General features: G+C 64.4%; 24 protein-coding genes and 1 tRNA gene. 14 read left to right on the plus strand and 11 right to left on the minus strand.

Translation table 11 applies throughout. The features are described from left to right. The first annotated feature begins 152 nt into the window (after positions 1-152). From AC1RR3_RS17840 to AC1RR3_RS17890, 11 genes are all read left to right on the plus strand, one after another. A complete protein-coding gene (locus tag AC1RR3_RS17840) occupies positions 153-1118 on the plus strand; it encodes a sensor histidine kinase (protein WP_492824736.1) in 966 nt (321 codons plus the stop codon). A 208-nt stretch (positions 1119-1326) separates the two neighbouring features. Beyond that, complete coding sequence (locus tag AC1RR3_RS17845) at positions 1327-3063, plus strand: putative bifunctional diguanylate cyclase/phosphodiesterase (RefSeq protein WP_492824422.1); 1737 nt, start codon at positions 1327-1329, stop codon at positions 3061-3063. A gap of 245 nt (positions 3064-3308) precedes the next feature. Continuing rightward, positions 3309-4493, plus strand: coding sequence for a substrate-binding domain-containing protein (locus tag AC1RR3_RS17850; RefSeq protein ID WP_492824423.1), 1185 nt, complete (start codon positions 3309-3311; stop codon positions 4491-4493). 162 nt (positions 4494-4655) lie between these two features. Beyond that, the gene (locus AC1RR3_RS17855; protein WP_492824424.1) at positions 4656-5432 is read left to right on the plus strand and encodes an ABC transporter ATP-binding protein; all 777 of its coding nucleotides are present in this window, start codon (positions 4656-4658) and stop codon (positions 5430-5432) included. Then, positions 5429-6151, plus strand: a complete 723-nt coding sequence (locus AC1RR3_RS17860; protein WP_492824425.1) for a branched-chain amino acid ABC transporter ATP-binding protein — start codon at positions 5429-5431, stop codon at positions 6149-6151. Before AC1RR3_RS17855 ends, AC1RR3_RS17860 begins: the two co-directional genes overlap by 4 nt. Then, entirely contained in the window at positions 6148-7158 is a 1011-nt protein-coding gene (locus AC1RR3_RS17865; protein WP_492824426.1) for a branched-chain amino acid ABC transporter permease, read from the plus strand. The genes AC1RR3_RS17860 and AC1RR3_RS17865 overlap by 4 nt, the downstream gene beginning before the upstream one ends. After that, positions 7155-8240, plus strand: a complete 1086-nt coding sequence (locus AC1RR3_RS17870; RefSeq protein WP_492824427.1) for a branched-chain amino acid ABC transporter permease — start codon at positions 7155-7157, stop codon at positions 8238-8240. Before AC1RR3_RS17865 ends, AC1RR3_RS17870 begins: the two co-directional genes overlap by 4 nt. A gap of 207 nt (positions 8241-8447) precedes the next feature. Beyond that, positions 8448-11525 carry a bifunctional diguanylate cyclase/phosphodiesterase gene (locus tag AC1RR3_RS17875; RefSeq protein ID WP_492824428.1) on the plus strand — a complete coding sequence of 1026 codons (3078 nt, stop codon included), beginning with the start codon at positions 8448-8450 and terminating at the stop codon, positions 11523-11525. A gap of 1 nt (position 11526) precedes the next feature. Further along, entirely contained in the window at positions 11527-12582 is a 1056-nt protein-coding gene (locus AC1RR3_RS17880) for a sensor domain-containing diguanylate cyclase (RefSeq protein ID WP_492824429.1), read from the plus strand. Positions 12583-12640: 58 nt separating this feature from the next. Next, positions 12641-12717 (plus strand) — tRNA-Arg (locus AC1RR3_RS17885). A gap of 11 nt (positions 12718-12728) precedes the next feature. Next, positions 12729-14615 (plus strand): M48 family metallopeptidase, encoded by a 1887-nt coding sequence (locus AC1RR3_RS17890; protein ID WP_492824430.1) that lies wholly within the window; start codon positions 12729-12731, stop codon positions 14613-14615. 87 nt (positions 14616-14702) lie between these two features. Here the strand turns inward: AC1RR3_RS17890 and AC1RR3_RS17895 are convergent, their stop codons facing one another. Continuing rightward, entirely contained in the window at positions 14703-14912 is a 210-nt protein-coding gene (locus AC1RR3_RS17895; RefSeq protein WP_492824431.1) for a hypothetical protein, read from the minus strand. Between the two features lie 94 nt (positions 14913-15006). Continuing rightward, positions 15007-15450, minus strand: a complete 444-nt coding sequence (locus AC1RR3_RS17900; protein WP_492824432.1) for a TspO/MBR family protein — start codon at positions 15448-15450, stop codon at positions 15007-15009. Positions 15451-15493: 43 nt separating this feature from the next. On the opposite strand from AC1RR3_RS17900, the gene dinB reads away from it, so the two are divergent. Then, positions 15494-16594 (plus strand): DNA polymerase IV, encoded by a 1101-nt coding sequence (gene dinB / locus AC1RR3_RS17905; RefSeq protein WP_492824433.1) that lies wholly within the window; start codon positions 15494-15496, stop codon positions 16592-16594. 65 nt (positions 16595-16659) lie between these two features. On the opposite strand, the gene AC1RR3_RS17910 is transcribed toward dinB, so the two are convergent. The 3 genes from AC1RR3_RS17910 to AC1RR3_RS17920 form a co-directional block, all read right to left on the minus strand. Continuing rightward, on the minus strand, positions 16660-16953 hold the full coding sequence (locus AC1RR3_RS17910; RefSeq protein WP_492824434.1) for a hypothetical protein: 294 nt from the start codon (positions 16951-16953) through the stop codon (positions 16660-16662). A 198-nt stretch (positions 16954-17151) separates the two neighbouring features. Next, positions 17152-17445, minus strand: a complete 294-nt coding sequence (locus AC1RR3_RS17915; RefSeq protein ID WP_492824435.1) for a DUF1330 domain-containing protein — start codon at positions 17443-17445, stop codon at positions 17152-17154. 25 nt (positions 17446-17470) lie between these two features. Beyond that, positions 17471-18160 carry a DNA-3-methyladenine glycosylase I gene (locus AC1RR3_RS17920; protein ID WP_492824737.1) on the minus strand — a complete coding sequence of 230 codons (690 nt, stop codon included), beginning with the start codon at positions 18158-18160 and terminating at the stop codon, positions 17471-17473. Between the two features lie 210 nt (positions 18161-18370). Here AC1RR3_RS17920 and AC1RR3_RS17925 point away from each other — a divergent pair, with 210 nt between their 5' ends. Further along, positions 18371-19198, plus strand: a complete 828-nt coding sequence (locus AC1RR3_RS17925) for a metallophosphoesterase family protein (RefSeq protein ID WP_492824436.1) — start codon at positions 18371-18373, stop codon at positions 19196-19198. Here the strand turns inward: AC1RR3_RS17925 and AC1RR3_RS17930 are convergent. The 5 genes from AC1RR3_RS17930 to AC1RR3_RS17950 form a co-directional block, all read right to left on the minus strand. Then, positions 19137-19622 (minus strand): Crp/Fnr family transcriptional regulator, encoded by a 486-nt coding sequence (locus tag AC1RR3_RS17930; protein WP_492824437.1) that lies wholly within the window; start codon positions 19620-19622, stop codon positions 19137-19139. The genes AC1RR3_RS17925 and AC1RR3_RS17930 overlap by 62 nt on opposite strands. An 82-nt stretch (positions 19623-19704) precedes the next feature. Then, complete coding sequence (locus AC1RR3_RS17935) at positions 19705-20241, minus strand: GNAT family N-acetyltransferase (protein WP_492824438.1); 537 nt, start codon at positions 20239-20241, stop codon at positions 19705-19707. 121 nt (positions 20242-20362) lie between these two features. Further along, positions 20363-21103: a di-trans,poly-cis-decaprenylcistransferase gene (locus AC1RR3_RS17940; RefSeq protein WP_492824439.1), complete on the minus strand. Its 741-nt coding sequence runs from the start codon at positions 21101-21103 to the stop codon at positions 20363-20365. Between the two features lie 29 nt (positions 21104-21132). Continuing rightward, positions 21133-21507 carry a transcriptional regulator gene (locus AC1RR3_RS17945; RefSeq protein WP_492824440.1) on the minus strand — a complete coding sequence of 125 codons (375 nt, stop codon included), beginning with the start codon at positions 21505-21507 and terminating at the stop codon, positions 21133-21135. Then, positions 21494-22111 carry a hypothetical protein gene (locus AC1RR3_RS17950; protein WP_492824441.1) on the minus strand — a complete coding sequence of 206 codons (618 nt, stop codon included), beginning with the start codon at positions 22109-22111 and terminating at the stop codon, positions 21494-21496. Before AC1RR3_RS17950 ends, AC1RR3_RS17945 begins: the two co-directional genes overlap by 14 nt. Before the next feature lie 201 nt (positions 22112-22312). Between AC1RR3_RS17950 and AC1RR3_RS17955 the strand changes: the two genes are divergently transcribed. Further along, positions 22313-23557, plus strand: a complete 1245-nt coding sequence (locus tag AC1RR3_RS17955; RefSeq protein WP_492824442.1) for a S1C family serine protease — start codon at positions 22313-22315, stop codon at positions 23555-23557. Between the two features lie 160 nt (positions 23558-23717). Here AC1RR3_RS17955 and AC1RR3_RS17960 read toward each other — a convergent pair whose 3' ends face one another. Beyond that, the gene (locus tag AC1RR3_RS17960) at positions 23718-24455 is read right to left on the minus strand and encodes a DUF899 domain-containing protein (RefSeq protein ID WP_492824443.1); all 738 of its coding nucleotides are present in this window, start codon (positions 24453-24455) and stop codon (positions 23718-23720) included. Between the last annotated feature and the right edge of the window lie 15 nt (positions 24456-24470).

Genomic DNA, 24470 nt, shown 5'->3' on the forward strand with positions numbered 1-24470 from the left:
ATGCCAAATAGCGGACACCGATCGATGATTGCGCCGCGACGGTCGGAGCCGCGACAGTCACTATTCCTGCCGGCTCCCGACAAGGCAAGCGTTGCTTGCGCTGCTGACATGCGTAACATTCACAACGAATGCACATCGCGACCGGGCCGCGCATGGAGAAGCTGATCGAGGAATTCCGCAAGGGCTGGCAGGGCGTGGCACCGCCGTCGCCGGCCTTAAGCATTGTCTTTGCGGTCGCCTGCCTGCTGGTTGCGACGCTGGCGCGCTGGGGTCTCGCCCATGTCCGCCCCGACGTCTACTTCACGCCCTACTTTCCGGCCGTGTTCTTTGCCGCCGCATTCGGAGGCTTCCGGATCGGCATCGTAACGGCGATCGTCGGCGGCGTGCTCGGTGTGGTCCTGAATTTCAGCGACGCCCTTGCCGATCACGCACGCTTTGCCCTGCTGGCGCTGTACTGGGCGGTCTGTGCACTCACGATCTGGGGCGTCGAGCATTATCGGACACTTCTGATCGAACAACGGCGGATCTCCAAACGCCTGATCGAGGAAGAGGATTATCGCAAGCTGCTGGTCGACGAGCTCCAGCACCGGCTGAAGAACAAGCTGTCGACGGTGCATGCCGTGATTCACCAGGTGCTGCACGACCAGCCGCAGATCTGGGCCCGGATCGATCCGCGGCTGCGCTCGCTGGCGACGACCGACGATTTGATCTCGCGGATCGACAAGGCGGGCTGCGATATCCGCGATCTGCTCATTTCGGAGCTCGGGCCTTACGGCCATGTCCGCTTCACCCTCAACGGCGACCGGCTGTTCCTGCCGCCGAAGCTCGCGGTGACGCTGTCGTTGATGTTTCACGAGCTCGCCACCAACGCCGGCAAATATGGTGCGTTCTCCGCGCCGCGCGGATTGTTGCAGGTGTCATGGACCGTCAGCGGCGACCGCCTGACCGTCACCTGGGACGAGACCGAGGGCCCGAGCATCGGCAACGTGTCAGCACCTGGCTTCGGCACCAAGCTGCTGAAATCGGCGCTGTCTGCCTTCGACGGCAAGACCGAGGTCTCGTATCTGGCGACCGGCCTGCATTGCATCATGCAATGCCGTATCCCCAAGAACGGGTAGATTCCACACAAGCGAAAGCGAAGCGCGCGCTCCGCTCGCGGTCTCGCAAGTGGCATTGACGCCCTGTTAATGACGATCGGCGGCGCGCGACGCATCGCCGCAAAACACACCCGTATTTCTCCGGACCCCTTAACCAAACTTAAGAGGGAACCGCGCAAGATCGCGCCCATTGCAAAGGCGCGCTGAAACAACAAGATTCATGACTTCTATGAACGACAACAGATATTCCGGCGCGAGTGAAGCCGAACTCGGATTTCTCAAGGAAATCGTTAGAATGCTGCCGGCCGGCCTGACCGTGCAGGACGCGCAAGGCGAGCTTCTTCTGGTTAATGATGCCGCCGCCGCGCAGCTCGGCATGGACGGCAGCCGGCCCTCGCCCGATCTGGCGTCGCGCCGGGAAGCCTGTCGTCAGGCACTGAGCGCGGGACAGCCTGTCGTCACCGAGGAAGCGCTTCACGACGGAGCCGCACGCCAGGTGCTGCTGACCACCCATCGCCCGATCAGCCTCGCCGGACGCGAGCTGCTGATCTCGGCCTCCTCCGACATCACCGAGCAGAAGAATTTCGAGGACCAGCTGTTCCGCTCGGCCTATTTCGACGAGCTGACCAGCCTGCCCTCGCGTCGCGTGATCGAGCATCGCGCCAACACCCTGCTGGCGCGCGATCGCGCCGGCGAGCGTTTCGCGCTCGCCTTCCTCGACGTCGACAATTTCAAGCACATCAACGACTATTACGGCCACGCCGTCGGCGACGCGCTGCTGGTCGAGCTGTCGAAGCGGCTCGGACGCGATCTGCGCGATTCCGACATGCTGTCGCGCATCTCCGGCGACGAATTCCTGCTGCTGCTCTCCCCGATCCAGAGCCAGGAGGAAGTCGCCGAATTCATCCAAGCGACGCTGGAGCGGCTGACTGCACCGTTCTTCATCGACAATTCGGAGGTCTTTGCCTCGACCTCGGTCGGCATCAGCCTCTATCCCGATCACGGCCGCAGCTTCGAGACGCTGCGGCAGAACGCCGACATCGCGATGTACCGCATCAAGAACGACGGCAAGGGACTGGCCGCCTTCTTCGACGCCAGCATGGAGCGCGAGGCGCAGGCGCGGACCAAGATCGAGCAGTCGCTGCGGCTCGCGATCCTCGAAAAGCGCTTCTGCTGCGCCTTCCAATCCAAGGTCGACATCCGCACACAGGCCGTGAAGGGCATCGAGGCCCTGGTGCGGCTGCGCGACGACGAGGGCGTCATCCAGGCGCCGGGCTCGTTCATCAATCTCGCCAGCGAGCTCGGACTGATCGACGAGCTCACTCATCTCGTGCTCGCCGAGATCGTGAAGTCGATCGACCTGATCAACGAAACGTTCGGCGCGGAAGCCTCCATCAGCATCAATGTCGCCGCCAAGCAGGCCGGCAAGCCCGAGTTCATGCGCAGCTTTGCGCAGGCGCTTGACGACACCGGCTTTCCGCAGCGCTTCATGATCGAGGTCACGGAAGACGCCTTCGTCGCCAAGAGCCATTTCCAGTCGGAAATCCTGCCGATGTTCCGCAAGCTCGGCGTCGGCATCTCGATCGACGATTTCGGCACCGGCTATTCATCGCTCTCGGCGCTCGCCGACATCACCGCCGACGAGATCAAGATCGATCGCTCCTTCATCACCGACATCCATAAACGCCCGCGCAGCCAGGGCATTCTGCGCGCAATCGAATCCCTGAGCGAGGCGCTCGGCATGACCGTGATCGCCGAGGGCATCGAGACCTATGAGGAGCTGGCTTATCTGCAGGCCGCGACCAAGATCCGCTACGCGCAGGGCTATTATTTCTCGCGGCCGATCTTCCTGGAGGAGCTGAAGCTCGCCACGCCCGCCTCCAGCGAGTCCCGTGGCAGCGTCGCCAACCGGCCGACGCAGCAGAACCGCCAGGGCTATTCGCGGGCGAGCGGGTATCGGCGGTAGACTCTTCCCTTCGCCTGACCTTATGTGACCCGAGCACCCCGATCCCGGGACGACTTCGGCGCGGGCCGACGCGCCCAGCCTGCCGATTTCTGCGGCAGTCGCAATCCGCTACGCTCGCGTCAATCGATTGTCATGTGCGCACCCTGCAAGACCCGCCGGAAGGTGGAATTGCAATGTTCGTCAGGCTGTGCAAATCGCTATGGCCAAGACAGTCAATCAAGGCATTTCAACAGGGAGGGACCATCGTGCGTCGTTCACTCATCATAACAACAACCATCCTCGGCTTGGCCGCGGTGACCTCCGCGCATGCAGACGATCTCAAGGTCGCGCTGATCTACGGCAAGACCGGTCCGCTCGAGGCCTATGCCAAGCAGACCGAGACCGGCCTGCAAATGGGGTTTGAATACGCCACCAAGGGCACGATGACGCTCGACGGCCGCAAGATCGTCGTCATCACCAAGGACGACCAGGGCAAGCCGGACCTGTCCAAGGCCGCGCTGGCGGAAGCCTATCAGGACGACAAGGCCGACATCGCGATCGGCACGACCTCATCGGCCGCAGCGCTCGCCATTCTCCCCGTCGCCGAGGAGAACAAGAAGATCCTGATCGTCGAGCCGGCGGTCGCGGACCAGATTACCGGCGAGAAGTGGAATCGATACATCTTCCGCACGGCGCGCAATTCGTCGCAGGACGCGATCTCGAATGCGGTGGCGATCGGCAAGCAGGGCGTCACCGTCGCAACCTTGGCACAGGACTACGCCTTCGGCCGCGACGGCGTTGCCGCCTTCAAGGAGGCGCTCGCCAAGACCGGCGCGACGCTCGCCGCCGAAGAATACGCCCCGACCTCGACCACCGACTTCACCGCGGTCGGCCAGCGCCTGTTCGATGCGCTGAAGGATAAGCCCGGGCGCAAGGTGATCTGGGTGATCTGGGCCGGCGCCGGCAATCCGCTGGCCAAGCTTCAGGACATGGACCCGAAGCGCTACGGCATCGAGCTCTCGACCGGCGGCAACATCCTGCCGGCGCTCGCCGCCTATAAGGGCCTGCCGGGCATGGAAGGCGCGACCTATTACTACTATGACATCCCGAAGAACCCGGTGAACGACTGGTTCGTCGCCGAGCACCAGAAGCGCTTCAACGCACCGCCGGACTTCTTCACCGCGGGCGGCTTTGCCGCTGCGATGTCCGTCGTCGCCGCCGTCACCAAGGCGAAGTCGACCGACACCGAGAAGCTGATCACGGCGATGGAAGGGCTGGAGTTCGACACGCCGAAGGGCAAGATGGTGTTCCGGAAAGAGGACCATCAGGCGCTGCAGAGCATGTATCACTTCAAGGTCAAGGTCGATCCGAATATCGCCTGGGCCGTGCTCGAGCCGGTGCGCGAGCTGAAGATCGAGGACATGGACGTTCCGGTCAAGAACAAGCGCTGAGCTTTCTGACTTCACCTCTCCCGCTTGCGGGAGAGGCCGGGAGAGGGTTTTTCCTCTTGGGGGTTCTCGATTGCTGAGACATCCTCTCCCCCGCCCTCCCCCGCAAGCGGGGGAGGGGGCGCTCCGTGATCGCGGATACATCCCAAACTCATCAGACCCTCAATGACGCTCTCTCTCGAAACCCGCGACCTCACCATCCGCTTCGGCGGCCATGTCGCGGTCAACAACGTCTCCTGCACCTTTCGCCCCGGCGAGCTCACCGCCATCGTCGGGCCGAACGGCGCCGGCAAGACCACCTATTTCAATTTGATCTCGGGCCAGCTCCGCGCCTCGAGCGGCAGCATCCTGTTCGACGGCACCGACATCACCCAGCATTCTGCGCCACTGCGGACCCGTGCGGGTCTCGGACGTGCGTTCCAGCTCACCAATCTCTTTCCGAACCTGACCGTGGAAGAGAACGTCCGCCTCGCGGTGCAGGCGGCGAACGGCACTCATTACGACATGCTGCGGCCCTGGATGGTGCGCCGCGATCTGATCGCGCGCGCCGACGCCATTCTCGACCAGGTCGCGCTCGGCAATCGCCGCGGCGTCACCGCCACCGCGCTGTCGCATGGCGACCAGCGCAAGCTCGAGGTCGCGCTGATGATCGCGCTCGAACCAAAAGTGTTCATGTTCGACGAGCCCACTGCCGGCATGAGCATCGACGAGGTGCCTGTGGTGCTGAACCTGATCGCGCAGCTCAAGCAGGACAAGAGCAAGATCATTCTGCTGGTCGAGCACAAGATGGACGTGGTGCGCTCGCTCGCCGACCGCATCATCGTGCTGCATAACGGCCAGCTCGTTGCCGATGGCCTGCCGGCCGAAGTGATTGCCTCGCCGATCGTGCAGGAAGCCTATCTTGGCGTTGCCCCCAAGAGCACTGCAGAGAGCGCAGCATGACCGACCTTTTGAAACTCTCCGGCGTGCACACCCATATCGGCCGCTACCACATCCTCCAGGGCATCGATCTCGCCGTCCCGCAGGGACAGACGACGATGCTGCTCGGCCGCAACGGTGCCGGCAAGACCACGACGCTGCGCACCATCATGGGCCTGTGGCAGGCCTCAAGCGGCGAGATCAGCCTTGCCGGGATGCGCATCGAGAGCCGCGCCACGCCCGACATCGCCCGGCTCGGCGTCGGTTACGTGCCGGAAAGCATGGCGGTGTTCTCCGACCTGACGGTGAAGGAGAACCTCGTGCTGGCGGCGCGCGACGGGCCGCTCGACGACACGCAACTGGAATGGATTTTTGGATTTTTCCCGGCACTGCGCCGGTTCTGGCTGTCGCGCGCAGGTAGCCTCTCGGGAGGGCAAAAGCAGATGCTCTCGATCGCACGCGCCATCATCGAGCCGCGCAAGCTCTTGCTGATCGACGAGCCGACCAAGGGGCTGGCGCCTGCGATCATCGTGGCGCTGATCGAGTGCCTGAAGGAGATCAAGCGCAAGGGCGCGACGATCCTCCTGGTCGAGCAGAATTTCTTCGCCGCTCGCGAGCTCGGCGACAACGTGCTGGTGATGGACAACGGCACCATCGTCCATCGCGGCGAGATGGCGGCGCTCGCTGCCGACGTGCCGCTGCAGGAGCGGCTGCTCGGCTTGAGCCTGGAGGCGCATCAGTGACTGAACTCGCCGCAACCGATCCGCTGCCGAAGCCGAAGCGAGACATCGCGCCGATCCTGCTCCCGATCGCGCTCGCGCTTCTCATGATCCCGCTGATCGGCTCGCCCAGCACCTGGCTGACCTTGACCGCCGCAAGCCTCGCCATGGGCATGATGATCTTCATCATGGCCTCCGGCCTGACGCTGGTGTTCGGCCTGATGGACGTGCTCAATTTCGGCCACGGCGCCTTCATCGCGGTCGGCGCCTATGTCGCGACCCTGGTGTTTGCGCCGTTCGTAGCCTCGGTGCAGGCGGATTCGCTCTGGATCAACCTCGCGGTGCTCGCGCCGGCGGCGCTGCTGTCGATGGCGGTATCAGGCGCGCTTGGCCTCGTCGTCGAGCGCGTGCTGATCCTGCCGGTCTACGGTCAGCACCTGAAGCAGATCCTGATGACGACGGGCGGTCTCATTGTTGCAGAACAGACGCTCTATGCGCTGTGGGGACCGCAGATCATCCCGATGCCGCTGCCGACCTCGCTGCGCGGCTCCTTCATTCTCGGCGACGTCGCCATCGCCAAATACCGCGTGCTGGCAACACTGATTGGCCTGGCCGTCTTCATCGCGATCCAGCTCGTGCTCAACCGCACCAAGCTCGGCCTCTTGATCCGCGCCGGCGTCGAGAACCGCGAGATGGTGGAGGCGCTCGGCTATCGCATCCGCCGCCTGTTCCTCGGCGTGTTCATGACGGGCTCGGCGCTCGCCGGCCTCGGCGGCGTGATGTGGGCGCTTTATCGCGAGCAGGTCCATGCCTCCATGAGCGACGAGCTCACCGTCCTGATCTTTGTCGTCGTCATCATCGGCGGCCTCGGCTCGATCGGCGGCTGCTTCATCGGCGCGATTTTGGTGGCGATGGTCGCCAACTACGGCGGCTTCCTGGTGCCGAAACTCGCCCTCGTCTCCAACATCCTGCTGATGGTCGCCATTCTGATGTGGCGCCCACGCGGCCTCTATGCAGTGACCACCCGATGATGATCTTGTCAGGCGATCCGCCACGCAGCCGCGTCCTCACGCTCCTCCTCGTCGTCATCATCCTGGCGTTGGCGGCGACGCCATTCCTGTTCCCGGGCGCCAAGGCGCTGAACGTCGCAGCCAAGATCTGCGTGTTCGCCGCGCTGGTCGCGTCCTACGACCTGCTGCTCGGCTATACCGGCTCGGTGTCGTTCGCGCACACCATGTTCTACGGCATCGGCAGCTACGCGATTGCGATCGCACTGTACGGCATGGGACCGAACTGGGCCGCGGTCGCAACCGGCATCGTCGTCGGCCTGCCGCTCGCGGCGCTGCTGGCGCTCGCGATCGGCCTGTTCTCGCTGCGGGTTGCCGCGATCTTCTTTGCCATGATCACGCTCGCGGTCGCCTCCGCGTTCCAGGTGCTGGCCTCGCAACTATCCTGGCTGACCGGCGGCGAGGACGGGCGCAGCTTTCAGCTGCCCGAGCTGCTGCGTCCCGGCACGGTGCTGATCTCCAAGAACCTGTTCGGCCTCGAGATCAACGGCCGCATCCTGACCTTCTACCTGGTCTTCGCGATCTCGGCCCTGATGATCCTCGCGCTGCTGCGCGTGGTGAACTCGCCGTTCGGGCGCGTGCTCCAGGCCATCCGCGAGAACCGCTTTCGTGCCGACGCGCTCGGCTTCCGCACCGTCTTCCATTTGACCTACGCCAACTGCCTTGCGGCGCTGGTCGCCGCCGGCGCCGGCATCTTGAATGCGCTGTGGCTGCGCTATGCCGGACCCGATACCTCGCTCAGTTTCTCGATCATGCTGGACATTCTGCTGATGGTGGTGATCGGCGGCATGGGCACGATCTACGGCGCGATCATCGGCGCCACGATCTTCATTCTCGCCCAGAACTATCTGCAGTCGCTGATGGGCGTCGCCTCCAAGGCCGCGTCAGAGGCCGGCCTGCCGCTGCTGCCAGGACTGTTGCACCCCGACCGCTGGCTGCTCTGGCTCGGACTGCTATTCATCGCCAGCGTCTATTTCTTTCCGACCGGCGTGGTCGGACGTCTCCGCAATGGCGGCGGCGACAAGGGTGCCGGCGCCCCGCATTAAGCAGGGATTAACGATGCAGTGCAGCGTTTGCTGCGCCCGCCATGCAATCGCGACGTGATTCACGCATGGATCCAGGCAGGCTCGGCTGCGCAACCGGATTAATGCTTAGGTAACTGGTTTTCCTAAGGTTTGCGCCATTTGTGCGGTGTATTCCTGTCCCTGCAGGGAGGGGGAATGCGCCAGCTCGTTACAGGGATCGCAGCCGGAATGTCCCTAGCCGCTCGAAGCGGCTGGGAGGCAGCGATGCGGCGCGGCCCCGTGCTGTGGCTGACCCTGAGCGGCGTGTTGCTGGTCGCGGGCATCTTCACCGTGACCGCCATGGCCATCGGCGAGTTTCGCGAGCGGACGCTGGCCAACCGCGAACGCGAGCTGGAAAACACCGTGCAGCTGATCGCGCGGCATTTCGATCAGCAATTCCAGGATTCCGACGTCGTCGCCGCCGACCTGATCGGGCAGATGAACCTGCCGGGGATCAGCTCGCCCGCGATGTTCCGCGAGCGGATGTCGGGGCCGGCGGCCAATGAGATGCTGCGGGGCAAGATCAGCGCCGTATCCTATCTCGGCGACATCGTGATCTACGATGCCGATGGCGAGATCATCAACTGGTCGCGGTCTCAGCCGCTGCCCAAGATCAACATCGCCGCGCGCGCCTATTTCCAGAACTTCAAATCGAATCCGATGGCCGAGCCGGTCGCGCTGGAATCCGTGCGCTCCTATCTGATCGGCAAATGGACCACGATCGTGGCGCGGCGGCTGAGCCTGCCGGACGGTACCTTCGTCGGCGCGATGGTCCGGCGCATCGACCCGGACAGCTACCAGAACTATTTCGCGTCCGTGGCGCTTGCCGAGGGCACGGCGATCTCGCTGTTCGACCGCGAAGGCAAGATGCTGGCGCGCTACCCGCACATCGAGGAGCTGATCGACAGGAATTTCAAGGATGCGCCGCTGATGCGCAAGATGCTGGCCGAAGGCGGCCGGCACACGCTGCGCGTCAAAGGTCCGATCGACGCCGAGGACCGCCTCGGCTCGGCCGCATCGCTGAGCCATTTCCCTCTGGTCATCGTCGCAACCAACACCATGAGCGCCGCGCTTGCGGACTGGCGGCAGCAGACCGGCTTCATGGTCACCACAGCGATGCTTTCGGCCGCCGTGATCGCGTTGATCCTCTATCTGATCATTCGCCAGATCGACCGGCAGAACCGCGAGGCCCAGGCGCGGATCGAATCGGAACGGCAGCGGCTCGACACCGCCTTGAACAACATGTCGCAAGGGCTGATCCTGTACGATGCCGCCGGATACATCGTCACCTGCAACCGCCGCTACGCCGACATGTTCGGCCTGTCCTCCGACGTCATCAAGCCCGGCTGTCATATCCACGAGGCCATGCATCACCGCAAGGAACGCGGCGCATTCAACGGCGACGTCGAGGCCTTCTGCGCCGATGTGATGCGGGTCGTCGCCGAAGGCAAGGTCTCCACCAGGATGCATGAGCTGCCCAACGGCCGCTCCTTCCAGGTCATCAACACCCCCCTGGCGCAGGGCGGATGGGTCGCCACGATCGAGGAAATCACCGAGCGGCGCAATCTGGAGCAGGAACGCGACCGCAACTACATGTTCCTGCGCGAGATCATCGATCACATCCCCTCGCAGATCACGGTGAAGGATGCCCGGACGCGGCAATATCTGCTGATCAACCGGACCGCCGAGGAGCAGTTCGGCCAGTCCAGTGACGTCATCATCGGCAAAACGCCGTTCGACATGTATCCGGATCCCATCGCCAGGATCGTCGTCGACGACGACAGCAAGGCGATGCAGGCGCCCGGGGGATTGTTCAAGGACGAGCACGCCTGGCAGAGCCAGACCAAGGGATCGCGCTACATCACCTCGACCCGGATCGGCATTCGCGACAAGTCCGGCGAGCCGCGCTATCTCATCAGCGTCATCGAGGATGTCACCGAGCGGCGGCGCGCCCATGAGAAGATCGCGCATATGGCGCACTACGATGCGCTGACCGATTTGCCGAACCGCACGCTGTTCCGGGAGCAGATCGAGCGCGAGCTGGAAAAGGTCGCGGATGGCTGCCAGTTCGCGCTGCTCTATATCGACGTCGACGAGTTCAAGGGCATCAACGATTCGCTCGGCCATCACGTCGGCGACGAGCTGCTGAAGGCGATCGCGACCCGCTTGCGCGGCTGCCTCAAGAAGAGCGACCTGATCGCGCGGCTCGGCGGCGACGAATTCGCGGTGATCCAGACCGGCATCCAGTCCTCCGCCGACGTGCTGTCCTTCGTGACGCGGATCTACGAGGCGATCCGGCAGCCCTATCATTGTCTCGGCCATCAGCTCTCCACCGACGCGAGCATCGGCATCGCGCTGGCGCCCCAGGACGGCACCGATCTCGACCAGCTCATCAAGAACGCCGACCTTGCGATGTACGGCGCCAAGGCTTCGGGACGCCGCACCCACCGCTTCTTCGAGCCGGAAATGGATGCGAGCGCCAAGGCGCGCCTGTCCCTGGAGCAGGATTTGCGCCAGGCCCTGATGAACGGCGGCTTCGAAATCCACTATCAGCCGCTGGTTGATTTGCGCACCGACGCCGTGTCGGGCTGCGAGGCGCTGCTGCGCTGGCATCATCCCGAACGCGGCTGGGTGTCACCGGCGGAGTTCATTCCGGTCGCCGAGGATACCGGCCTGATCAACGAGCTCGGCGACTGGGTGCTGCGCACCGCCTGCAACGAGGCCGCAACCTGGCCGGCGCATGTGCGGATCGCCGTCAACGTCTCGCCGGTGCAGCTCAAATGCGACACGCTGGCGCTGCGGATTGCGGGCGCGCTCGCCGCGTCCGGGCTTGATCCGCGCCGGCTCGAGCTCGAAATCACCGAGGCCGTGCTGATCCGCGACGACGAGGCGGCGCTTTCGATCCTGCACCAGCTCCGCTCGATCGGCGTGCGCATCGCGCTCGACGATTTCGGCACCGGCTATTCCTCGCTGAGCTATCTGAAGCGCTTCCCGTTCGACAAGATCAAGATCGACCGCTGCTTCGTCGCCGACATGACGGAAGCGAGTGGCGCACCCGTGATCGTGCAGGCCGTGGTGAACATCGCCACCGCGAGCCACATGACCACGGTCGCCGAAGGCGTCGAGACCGAGGCCCAGCGCGAGATGCTGCGCGCGCTCGGCTGCACCGAGATGCAGGGCTATCTGTTCAGCAAGCCGAAGCCGGCGGCCGAAGTCCGCAAGCTGTTCAGTCCGGGAGACGCCGCGCCTGTGGCGGCGGTGGCCTGAGATGGCGAAGCCGAGCAACACTCCCGCCAAGACTGTCGACGTTGCGGATTCCTATGCCGTGCGGCTGATGCAGCATTTGGTGGTGCCGACTTTCGTGATCGACCCGAAGCGCCGCGTCGTGATCTGGAACAGGGCCTGCGAGCGCCTGACCGGCGTCGCCGCCTCCGAGGTGATCGGCACGACAAGACACTGGCAGGCCTTCTACGAGACCAGGCGCCCGTGCCTTGCGGACCTGGTCGCGCTCGACCGCCCGGAGCAGCTGCCGGAATATTATTCGGAATATGCCGCGCGCGGCCATAACGGGCTCGGCTTTTCCGCGGAGAACTGGTGTGTGATGCCGAAGCTCGGCAGCCAGCTTTATCTCGCCATCGACGCCGGCCCGATCCATGACGAGGCCGGCCATCTGATCGCCGTGGTGGAGACGCTGCGCGACCTCACCGACCAGAAGCGCGCCGAGATGGCGCTGAAGGAGCTCGCCACCAAGGACGGGCTGACCGGACTTTCGAACCGCCGCTCCTTCGACCAGATGCTGATGAGCGAATGGGCCCGCGCCCAGCGGACGCAGAAGCCGATGGCGCTGCTGTTCGTCGACGTCGATCATTTCAAGCTGTTCAACGACCGCCATGGCCACCAGACCGGCGACGAGTGCCTGCGCGAAGTCGCCGATGTCGTCAGCCGCCATGCCGTGCGCCCGCTCGACCTGGCCAGCCGCTATGGCGGCGAGGAGTTCGCGCTGATCCTGCCGGACCTGGATCGCGACGCCGCCTGCGCCATCGCCGACGAGATCCGCTGCGCGGTCATGGCCCTGCGGATCGCCCATGGCGCCATTGGCGCCGGCGACCACGTCACCCTCAGCGTCGGCGTCGCCAGCCACATTCCGGGTGAAGCCGATGGCGGCCCCGACCACCTGCTGGGCGCCGCCGACGAGGCGCTCTATGCGGCCAAACGGCTCGGCCGCAACCGCGTCGTCTGCGCCGAACGGATGCTGGCCGAATTCGCGGGCCTCGGCCGGGATAGCACCCCGGTTCCTGGCCGCATGGCCCGCAAATCAGCCTGACCGGAGACAGCGGAAGCGGTTGCCCGCCCCCCGCCAATCGGCTAAATGAACCCTCGTTGCACCCGTAGCTCAGCTGGATAGAGCGTTGCCCTCCGAAGGCAAAGGTCACACGTTCGAATCGTGTCGGGTGCGCCAGTCCGGTGCCGATGCGGATCTCATTCCCACCGCCCTCTCCCGATGAGATCCGCCGCCTCGAAGCGGTGGCGGCAGGTCGCCCGCGGCTCTATCGCCTTCAGCTGACGCTGCTCGTGCTTGCCGGCGATGCGGCTTTGACATGCGTTCGCGTGTTTCCCCTCGCCGCACCCATCGTGCTTGGCGCGCTATTGGCCAACAACACCTTCATCGACATCCTCGCTGCATTCGCTGTCGTCCTGTTGATCTGGCTGACGCGACCTGGCCATCACGACAGTGGCGAGGGGATCGAGCGAAAGGACGCCCCCAATCTACATGCCGTACTTGACGACCTGAGGACGAAGCTCGATGTCGGGCCGCGGATGGAGGTGCGACTGGACGATGAGGCCAATGCGGGAGCGCGCGAGGCGCGCGGACTCTTCGGCATCATCGGCAATCGCCGCGTGCTGACGCTCGGCGTGCCGCTCCTGGCGCTACTCGGCAAAGACGAAGTACGTGCCGTCATCGCCCACGAATTCGGGCACTTCTCACGCCGGCACGGATGGCTCGGTCACTGGCTCTATCAAGCCCACCTGGGCTGGCTCTCGCACGCCGAGCAGATTGACGGCGAAAGCAGCATACTGGATCGTGCCGGCGCCAGCTTCGCGGAGATTTTTGCTCCCGCCCTCAACCGCCGAGCGATGGTCTGGTCGCGCCGCTGCGAGTACGAGGCAGACACCGATGCGGCCGGTGCAGTCGGCCGTGAGCATCTGGTGAGCGCGCTGGCGCGGCTCGACGCCTTCGGTGAATGGAGCAACAACGAGTTGCCTCGCATCGAAGGGGAATGGCAGCACACCGAGCCGACCCCGCCGGACGACTATCTGGAGCGCGTGATCGACGCCTTTGAGGGCAGATCGCTTGACCTCGTCACCGCGTCCGGGGTCAACGAGGGTTCGCGCTCCGCCGATTGGCTCGACACACATCCGACACTGGCCGCGCGGGCGACGGCGCTCGGCCTGCAACCAAGCATCGCCCCACGCGAGAGCCCGGCCGGTTCGGTCCTGCTCGGCGGCTTCTGGCCGACTGTCGCTGCGGAATATAACGACCGCTGGCGCAAGGCAAAGACCGTCGAGTGGGCGGCGGCCTACACGCGCTACAAGCTGATCGAGGCGCCGCTGCTCGCAGCCGATCCTGAAGCAATTACAGGCTGGCCGACCGCGCGGCGGTTTGAGCGCGCGCGAGTTTTACGCAGGTTCGAGCCGAAACGCGGGCTTGCCGAACTGGCCATGCTGCACGCTGAAGCCACCGAAGACCGCAACGTCGCCTTCGCATACGCCGCGGCGCGACTGGCCGAGGGTGATGGCAGCGCCGTCGAAGCCATGCGCCTGATCGCCAAGGAGGATGCAAGTTGGTGCATGCCGGCCTACGCGCGCCTCATACGCTACCTCGAACGCACTGGCGATCTCGCCGCCGCACGTCGCTGGGCCCGGCTCCTGGAAAGCGCTGGCGAGTCGGAAATGCGCGCTTACGAGCTGGTGTGCAGCGGCCTTGTCTCGGTCGGGCCTTCTCCGACAACACGCCCGGCGCCGTTCATCGAGGTGTTGCGCGCAGCCCTCGCCGCCGACCCGGCCGTAGCCAAGGCATGGCTCGCGGAAAGCAACGCGCCGCTGACCATGGCCGGAAAGCCTCCGAGCGCGACCCTACGGGCGGATGCGCTCATCCTCATCATCGATCCCTTCGATGCCATGCAGCGACCTTACGACGTAGACGCCATCAAGGCCCGCCACCAGCAGGTGCTGAGCGGCCTTATCGAGCCCAACGCGCTGGCTGTGGTGATTTCGTTCTACTCGACGGAGCCGCTGCCATCGGCCTTGCACGATGCACTTGAACAGTTGCCGAGGAGCTGCGTCCACGTCCGATGATCAGTCCTCTCATCGGCGCCACCATTTTGAACCGCTGTTGAGTGAGGCTTCGAACCGGAAGGGCTCCTCCAGACATCCAGCCCGCTCTCACGTCAGCATCGCGACAATCGACCTGATCTGGTCCGACGCGACCGTCACCAGCCCGTCATACGACGTATGCCCATGCGCGGCAGCCTTCAGGATGCATTCGGCTACGGCTGCTTTCAGACCGAACACCGACTGATGGGCCGGCACGCTCGCCATCACGGTCTCGAGGGCCTGGCGCATGGTCTGAATGAGTTCGGAGCTGTACTGCATGTTCTGTCCTCTGCACGGAAATATAGGAACGCGTGCCTAGGCTCGCCACTCACAAGCTTGAGATTGCCGTTTGATGGACTCTAAACTGGACGCCTCAATTCAAACGCCAGATGGCCGCATTGAGCACGCCGGCGAAGGCGACCCAGGCTGCGTAGGGCACGAACAATGCGGCGGCCAGCCTGTCTCGTGATGCCTCGAGACGGATGTAGGTCGCGATCGCGATGAACAGGAAGATCAGGATGACAAGCGCCGCTCCGATCCAGTGCATCGTGAACATCACCGGCGACCACGCGAAATTCAGAGCGAGTTGCGCGGCCCAGGCCTGCATCGCTTTGCCCATGGGCTCACGGCGAAACGTCCGCCAGCCAGCAATGGCGATCATGACGTAGAGGACGGTCCAGGCCACCGGGAACGCCCAGTTCGGTGGCACGAAGCCCGGCTTGGCGAGGCCCGCATACCACGTGCCGGGGAGATTGGTCGCACCGATCAGCCAGCCGAGGCCGACCACTCCTGCTACGAAGACCAACAGCTGAAACATCCATCACCTCGCGCTTCGCCTTGCGCAATTGTATCATCTTTCCATGAGCGAATCCGACACGGTGACTGGCGACGCCTCGCCGGTGCGCAAGATCATCCATATCGACATGGATGCCTTCTATGCGTCCGTGGAACAGCGCGACAACCCGGAGCTGCGCGGCAAGCCGGTCGCGGTCGGCGGCTCCGCGGAGCGCGGCGTCGTCGCGGCCGCGAGCTACGAGGCGCGCAAGTTCGGCGTTCGCTCCGCGATGCCATCGGTGACCGCGAAGCGGCAATGTCCCGACCTGATCTTCGTCAGGCCGCGCTTCGAGGTCTACAAGGCGATCTCCCGGCAGATCCGCGAGATCTTTGCCGAGCACACCCCTGTGATCGAGCCGCTGTCGCTCGACGAGGCCTATCTGGACGTGACGGAAAATTTGCAAGGCATCCCGCTGGCGCGGGACGTCGCGCTGCGGATCCGCGAGACAATCAAGGCCGAGACCGGCCTCAACGCTTCAGCGGGCATCTCCTACAACAAGTTTCTGGCAAAGCTCGCCTCCGATCACCGCAAGCCGAACGGTCAGTACGTGATCTCGCCGGAGATGGGGCCCGCCTTCGTCGAGACGCTCCCCGTCGGCAAATTCCACGGCATCGGCCCGGCGACGGCTGCGAAGATGAACGCGCTCGGCCTGTTCACCGGCCTCGACATCCGCAACCAGACGCTGGAATTCATGAACGCGAATTTCGGCAAATCGGGCGCCTATTACTACTGGATCTCGCGCGGTGTCGACGAACGCCCGGTCCGGGCCAACCGGATCCGCAAGTCGATCGGGGCGGAGGCCACGTTCTCGACCGACCTCGACGCATTCGACGCGCTGGCCGCCGAGCTCAGGCCGCTCGTGGACAAGGTCTGGCGCCATTGCGAGACATCAGGCAGCCGCGGCCGCACCGTCACCCTGAAGGTCAAGTTTGCCGACTTCGAGATCATCACGCGCAGCAGGTCGATCCCGGCACCGGTCGCAGACCGGGGCGAGCTGGAGCGACTAGCCCGTGGCCTGCTCGAAGTGGAGATGCCGCTGCCCAAGCGCATCAGACTATTGGGGGTGTCGCTGTCGTCGCTTCAGGACGGTGACGACGCGCCGCCGCAACTGACGTTTGGAATTTGAAACGACCCACGGAGGCGGGATTTTTCAATCCCACCTCCGATGACCATGCCGATTGTCCGGGCCGCTCAATGCCTCATATGCTCGAACACCACGATCACACCGGTCGGCTCGGGCTCGTGGGCCATCAGGCGCGTCAGTTCGGCATCGCTCCAGTCGGCGAGGCTGACGACCTCGCCGGTCTGGCGGTCCGCAGCCAATGACGCGGTTGGCTCGAGCACCTTAAGGCCGGTCTCGTCGACGAAGAAGGTGTGCTCGCCGAACATGCTGTTGAGCTGGGGCATGGCGGGATGTTCGTCGGGCAGCACCTGGGCGCCGAGTTGCGTGATGGTCTGCTTCACTTGCTCGGATGTTAGCTTCATGCGCTGCTCCGTTTCATATCCGGTTTCATTGCTGAGCCAAGGCACGCATTCCCTGCGCCTTGTTCGCCTGGCTCAAGCTCCGAACGGGTGCTGCGCACAAACGTTCCCGTGAAATAAATTTCGTGATCGCGAGTTTCATCCGCCGCATGAGCGGCACGAGATCGTCACACGATGTTCACGATTCGTCAGCCGGCGACGCTATTCGGCAGCTTCGACGATCCGGATGTCGCGGTCCGCGCCGTCACCGAGCAAATCGTGAGCGGCCTTGTAGGCCGGACTTTCATACGCCGCCTTGGCGCTCGCGACGCTGTCGAACTCGATGAGAACGACGCGTTCCATCAGGCCGTGCTCGAACGCCGCAACCGGCATCCCGCGCGCGAGCACGCGGCCACCGGCGGCCTCGATGGCCGGACGCGACAGTTTGGCGTAAGCCGCCATGGCGTCGGGATTCTTGATCGCGCGGTAGGTCGCAACCCAATAGGCTTTTGCCATTTTGCTTCTCCTGATTTCCGGTGACCTAATGCTCGCTGCGGTTCTCACCGACCGAGAGCGCGCAGATGCGCGACAGATATGTGTAGGACAGACCGGTCTCGTCAGCCCAGGCGTTGAACTGCGCCTGCACTTTTGCGAGATCGCCCTTGGACTTCACCTCTTCGGCGATGTCGAGGCCGGCCTCGCGTAAGGCCGCGACCACGTCCCTGGAGGTGACAAAACCGTCCCAGCCGACGAAGCGCAGCAGCATCTGGCCGGTGTTGCCGCCCAAGCGGCTGCCGCGCTTGGTGAGAAGGTCGAGCAGGCCGATCTCGTTGGACGGCGGCCATTTCGCAAGAAACTTGCCGAAGCTGCCGTGCTCTTTCGCGATCTCCTGGACGAAGGCGGCGTTGTCGCGCACCGACATGATCTTGGCGCCGTTACGCACGATGCGCGCGTCCCGCAGCAGGCCTTCCCAATAGTCTTCCGGTTGGAAGGTAAGCTTGGCCGGCTTGAAATGCAGGAAGGCATCTTCAAAGCCGTCCCATTTCGACTCGATCACGCTCCAGGCAAAGCCGGCGCAAAACACCCGCTTCGTCATCTCGGCGAGGATGCGGTCGTCGCCGAGCTTTGCAAGCCCCTTCAGGTCCGGCTTGTCGGGCATCAGCTTTTCGAGCGCCTTGGGGCCGCCCTTGCGTTTCTCGGCACGGGCACGAATGGTCTTGAAGGAGGTCATGCGGACACGCGCGTTGAAGGTACGCCACGACATCAGAATTCGATGGTCCGGTCCAGCCCCGCGACGTCAGGCTCCTTGCATGCTGCAACGCGCCGCAGCATGCTGCCGCTCATTGGATTGACGGCGAGGGGCGGCCATGCTGGTCTGCTTCTTGCTTTATGCCGTTTTGGAATCCCCTGACATTTTCAATCTCTCGCCGACGGATTTTCAATGCGCTGCCTGGTCGTGGCCGACCTGCACTACTCGCTGCCGCAGCTCGACTGGCTGGTCAGCGCGGCGCCGCATTTCGACCTCGTGATCTTCGCCGGCGATGCGCTCGACATCGGCTCGATGGTGGATTTTCGCGCGCAGATCGTGGTGGTGAAGAAGTATCTCGCACTGCTTGCGGCAAAGACCCGCGTGATCCTCTGCTCCGGCAATCACGACCTCGACGAGCGTAACGCGGAGGGCGAAAAGATCTCGCGCTGGATCTCGGAGGTGCGGGAGCTTGGGATCACTTGCGACGGCGACAATCTCACCCTCGGCGACACGCTGTTCACGGCGTGCCCGTGGTGGGACGGGCCGCTGGTCAAGCAGCGCATCGTCGAGCAGTTGCGCAATGCTTCTGCCATCCGGCCACAGCGCTGGATCTGGGCGCATCATGCGCCGCCGGCGAATTCGCCGACGAGCTGGGGCGGCAAGCGCTTCTTTGGCGATGTCGAGCTGGTGCAGTGGATCATGCAATATCAGCCGTCGATGGTGATCTCGGGCCATGTGCACCAGTCACCCTTCATCAAGGACGGCTCGTGGTTCGACCGGCTGGGCCAGACCTGGGTGTTCAACGCCGGCCTGCAGCCGGGCCGGCCGCCGACGCATATCGTGCTGGATCTCGATGCGAACAAGGCGTTCTGGCTGGCGGCCGGCGAGGCGCAGTGGATCGACCTCGACGCACCGCTGAAGCGGCCGGCGGCCTATATCGCGGAGCCGCCGGACTGGCTCACATCCTTGGGTCGGATTGCCGATCCGAGCCTGGCGAGACCTCGAGCGGCGGCAGGTTGATCATGCTCTGGAGCACTTCGCTGACCATCGCGAGGTGGGTGCCGTGGCCGGCATATTGCCGCTTGAGATCGGCAAGATAGGTATTGGCGACGTTGAGCCGCTGCGCCAGCAGTTTTGCGATCAGCAGCGCCACCTCCGGCTCCTGCTTCAGCAACGATGCGGCATCCTCGAACTCGTAGACGACAGCGTCCGAGCAAGCCCGCACCGTCGCGGTGTGTGGCTGGCCCAGCAGCACGGACATCTCGCCGAGCACGGCGCCGGGCTCGGTGACGGTCGCGACCACCATCTCGCCCTTGAGCACCTCGAGCTTGCCCTGCATCAGCACATAGAGACGGCCGGTGGTGCCGCCCTCACTGACGACGAGCGTACCGGCCGCAAACTGCCGCTCGGTTCCGCCGGTGCAATAATCCAGGACTGCGCGCATCTTGCGAAAGCTCCCATCGCTGGGGTTACCCACCGATGCGATACTAGAGCACGATCCGTGCCAGGCGGCAACGCGCGGACGGCTATCGCGCCAGGCGCTTGGCGAGGTGAACCGACTGCCAGTCTCCGAGGCCGGTGTCGCAAAAACCTGCCTTCTTCGCCAGACCGCGCATCTCGGCATTTGTCCGCGCGGTCTCGGCGGCGATCATCTCGTGGCCAAGACCGGTCGCACGCGTCTCCATCGCCGTCATCATCTGCAAGCCGAGGCCGAGGCGCTGGAACGCATCGGCGACCGAGATGGCAAACTCGCCATGCCGTGCCGCCGCATCATAGGCGTAGTGCGCTTCGCCGATGATGGTGTGCTGCCCGTCCTGCCTGACCTCGGCGAGCAAGGTGAAATGATCGGGACGGCCGGCCTTCGCCACGCATTCGGCCGCGACCACAGTGAGGTCGGTCCGCGCGCCCATGAAGCGCTTGTTGCGCGACGTCGTGGACAGGCCGGTGAAATAGACCGACAGGTTCGCCACATCGGATGCACCGGCGGTCCTGATGCAGACCATGCCCTTCGCTTCGGCCAGCTCAACCGGCTCGACGACGGCTCCCGGAAACGACTGTGACATGCGTGATGCTCTCGGCAGGTTGCGTGGACCGCACACCTAACCGAGACCGCACGCCGCCGGCTTGGACATCGCTGCCAATCATGCGGCCGAAAACGAACAGCCCGTTGTCCTGTGCCGTACGTCACACACGCGAGAGCGACGGCACCTCCTCGGGCATGATGGCCTGAAGGCCGCCGAAGCGGCGCTCGCGGCCGTGGAAGGCGGCGAGCGCTTCGGCGAGATCGCTCGCATCGAATTCGGGCCACATCCGCTCGGTGAAGTGCAGCTCGGCATAGGCGCCTTCCCACAGCAGGAAGTCCGACAGCCGCTTCTCGCCGGAGGTGCGGATGATGAGATCGACGTCGCGCAGACCGGCTTCGCCGGTGACGAGCTGCGAGAAGGCTTCGCGGGTGAGGCTGGTCAACGCGGCCGCTTTCGCCGCTGCGTTGAGGATGGCGTCGCGCGCGGAGTAATCAACGGCAATGCGCAGGTGGAGCGTATTGCCGTGCGCAGTCGCCTCCTCCGCGCGCGCGATCGCAGTCGCGATGCCGTCGGGCAGCCGGTCGCGGCGACCGATCACGGTGAGGCGCACGCCGTTCTTGACGAGGCTCTGCACCTCGTTGGCGAGATAGAAGCGCAGCAAGGTCATCAGCGCGCCGACCTCGGTCTTCGGCCGGCGCCAATTGTCGGTGGAGAACGCATAGAGCGTCAGCGTGCCGATGCCCTGCCTGGGCGCGACCTCGACGATGCGGCGGATTGTCTCGACGCCGGCCTCATGGCCGCGCACGCGCGACAGGCCGCGCCGCGTCGCCCATCGTCCGTTGCCGTCCATGATGATGCCGACATGAAGCTTCTCGTTGCGAGAGGTGATGTCGCTTTGCATTGCAAAGTCTCCGGTCAAAAGGGGGCGGATCAGGTCGAGGCGATACCGAGACGGCCGAGCAGTGGCGCTTCGCGGCCGGCGGCCTTGGCGGCGTCGCGCACCAGCCGCTCGAGCACGGCGAGATAGTCGAGGAAGCGGCGGCGGCCGGCCTTGGTCAGGCGGCAAGTGGTGTGCGGGCGATTGCCCTCATAGCCCTTGGTCACCTCGACCAGCCCGGCTTCCTGGAGTACGGCGAGATGCCGGCTGAGATTGCCGTCAGTGAGGCCGCAAAGCTGCTTGAGATCGGCGAAGGCCAGACCCTTCGGATGCGCCATCAGCGAGGTCAGAAGCCCGAGCCTCGCCTTCTCGTGGATGACGCGGTCGAGCCCTTCATAGGAAAAAGGCGCGCTGTCAGTCTTCGACATCATTGTCTCCGGACGCGAAATAAAGAATGCCAGCCATCACCGACTGCCCGATCACGAAAGGCAGCCCCATGGTCCATGGCGATAGCGTGTGGGTTTGGCTCGAAAGCACGACGACCGCGAAGCCGGAAACGAAATACCAGGCGCCGGCCAGTGCCACGGTGCGCGGCAGCGAGCGGACGGAGGCGAAAATGCCGAGCGACACCAGGATCTGCCAGAGGCCCGGCAACAGCCACAGCGTCTCGCTCGCGAACTTCCACATCACCACCGCAAGCAGCACGCCGGCAACGCCGGCTGGCAGAAACTGCTCGACCGCCTGGTGGATCATGGCATCGGCCAGACCCGAATGATGGCGGCGTGAGCGCGCACGCATCTCGATGCCGATCATCAGGCCGGACAGTACGGCGGCGGCGAGCCAGCCGAAGAAGAAACCGAGCGGCTCGCCGGTCGCATCGCCGAGCAGCCAGAATTGCAGGATCGCGGTGAGAAGCGCGATGGCGCCGGTCGCGGCCATCGTGGCCGGGCCGTAACCGCGAAACGCCGTGCCGGCCGCAATCTGGCTGCGGATCGCCACGATATCGGCCAGTGCCTTGTCGAGATCGCGCATCGGCAACGCCAAAACCTCGCTCCGCCCTTGGATCAGGGACCGTCCGCCCCTTACTTTGTATTGCAAAGTATATCGCATCGCAAAGTAATGGCAAGGGCGAAAGTCGCCTCAGGGAGCCCCAGGCTCGAACAGACAACTGCGGGTTGCGCGCCCCCTGCCCCGGCAGTTAAGATGTTTCCAAAGGGGCTCCGGGGGGTAGGTATGTGGCTCAAGTCATTTGTCGTTGCGTCTCTGTTGCAGGTGAGCGTCGCCGGCGTCGCGCACGCGAAGGGGCCGTTCGGCAGCGTCAATGTCGGAAACTGGATCGGTGGCGCCTTCAGCAATGACGAGACGGGCGCCTTCTCGCACTGCGCGGCCACGACGCCCTACGCAAACGGTGTCATCCTCGTCGTGAGCCAAAATGCCGCCGGCACGTGGTCGCTGGCCTTTGCGAGTCCCAGCTACCATTTCAACAAGGGCGAGAGCGCCGCGATCGACGTGACCTTTGACGGGCAGGAGCAGGCCAGGCTGTACGCCACGGCGTATCAGTCCAACATGCTCACGGCCATCATGCCGCTGAACGTCGTGCGCACGTTTCAGAAGGCGAGCCTGATGGTGGCAACAGCCGGCCGCGCCGTTCTGAATTTCGACCTGACCTCGACCGGCCCCGTGATCGCCGCATTGGCCAGTTGCGTGACCAAGGTGAAAGCCGACGGGCTCGACAAGGCCGGCGACTTCACCAAGACCGCCGCAAAGCCCCAGCCTGCGCCGGACAAGCAGGCGCCACCGGCCGGCAGCAAGGCTGCCCGGGCCAAGAGCGGCACCGGCTTCGTGGTCAGCGCCAATGGCCACGTTGTCACCAACAACCATGTGATCGACGGCTGCGTCGGCGACATCAAGGGCAACCTCACCGGCGAGGCCTCGATGGTGCTACGCGTCGTGTCGAGCGATGCGAACAACGACCTGGCTCTGTTGCAAGCGCCGTCGACGACGACATTCAAGGAGTTTGCCCGGATCCGCGACCGCTCGATCCGGTCCGGCGATTCCATCATCGCAATCGGCTTTCCCTACCACGGCCTTCTGACCTCCGATTTCACCGTGACCACCGGCATCGTCAGCTCGCTCAGCGGCATGCGCAACGATTCGCGTTTCCTGCAAATCAGCGCGCCGGTGCAGCCCGGCAATAGCGGCGGGCCACTGTTCGACACCACCGGGCAAATCGTGGGCGTTGTCACCGCGAAGATTCCCGTACTGCGCATCGCCGCCGCGACCGGCAACATTCCCGAGAACATCAACTTCGCCATCAAGACCGGCGCGCTCCGCGATTTCCTCGACAATTCCGTGGTGCCCTACCAGACCGCCGAGCCCAAGGGCGAACTCAAGACCACCGACATCGCCGGCAACGCACGACCCTATACGATGCTGATCTCGTGCAACGCCACCGAGCAGGTTGACGCGAAGCGGTAAGGCGGAGGACAGGGAAATCGCCAATCACTGCTGTCATTCCCCGCGAGAGCGGGGAATCCAGTACGCCGGGGCTTCTCGATTCAAGCGCTATCGTCTCGGAATACTGGATCGCCCGGTCAAGCCGGGCGATGGCACCGCTGGTGCAGGCCGAACGTGCCCCTTACCCGTGGCAGCACGCCCCCTTCGACGCCGGCGGCTCGTACTGGTCGCGCAGGCGGACCCAGTCCATCGGATAGGGCAGGCCATCCTCGTGACGGCCGAGCGGCGTGAGGTCGAGATACTGATAGGCCGCGTTCATCATGTCGAGGCCGCGGGCGAAGCAGGAATAGGTGTGAAAGATCTCGCCGGCCTCATTGCGGAGGAACACGCTGATGCCGGGCAGCTCCGGACCATAGAACGGCGTGGTGCCGAAATTGTACTTCGGCACGCCCTTGTCGATCTCTTCGCGGGTGAACGACACTTCGTAGTCGTGGTTGAAGTCATTGCCGCCCGAGGAGACCCAATCAAACGTCCACCCCATCCGCTTCTTGAACGCCTCCAGCTTTGCACTAGATGCCAGCGAGATCGCGACCGTCGTTGTATCGCGCGCGGCGAGGTGCGGCACCATGCGGTCAAGACCGTCGGCCCAGAACGAGCAGCTCTTGCAAGCGGCGTCCCAATCGGGCGCGAACATCACATGCTGGACGACGAGCTGCGGACGGCCCTTGAAGAGATCGCCGAGCGTCACCTTGCCGTCCGGTCCCTCGAACACATAGGTCTTGTCAACCTTCACCCAGGGCAAGGCGCGGCGTTCCTCGGCGAGGCGTTCGCGGGCCTGGGAAAGCTCCTTCTCATGCGCCAGATGGGCCTTGCGGGCCGCGATCCACTGCTCGCGCGAGACGATCTGATGTTGCGGCATGGCGTCCTCCATGAG

The organism is Bradyrhizobium sp. GW821-FHT13H05 (assembly GCF_058804065.1).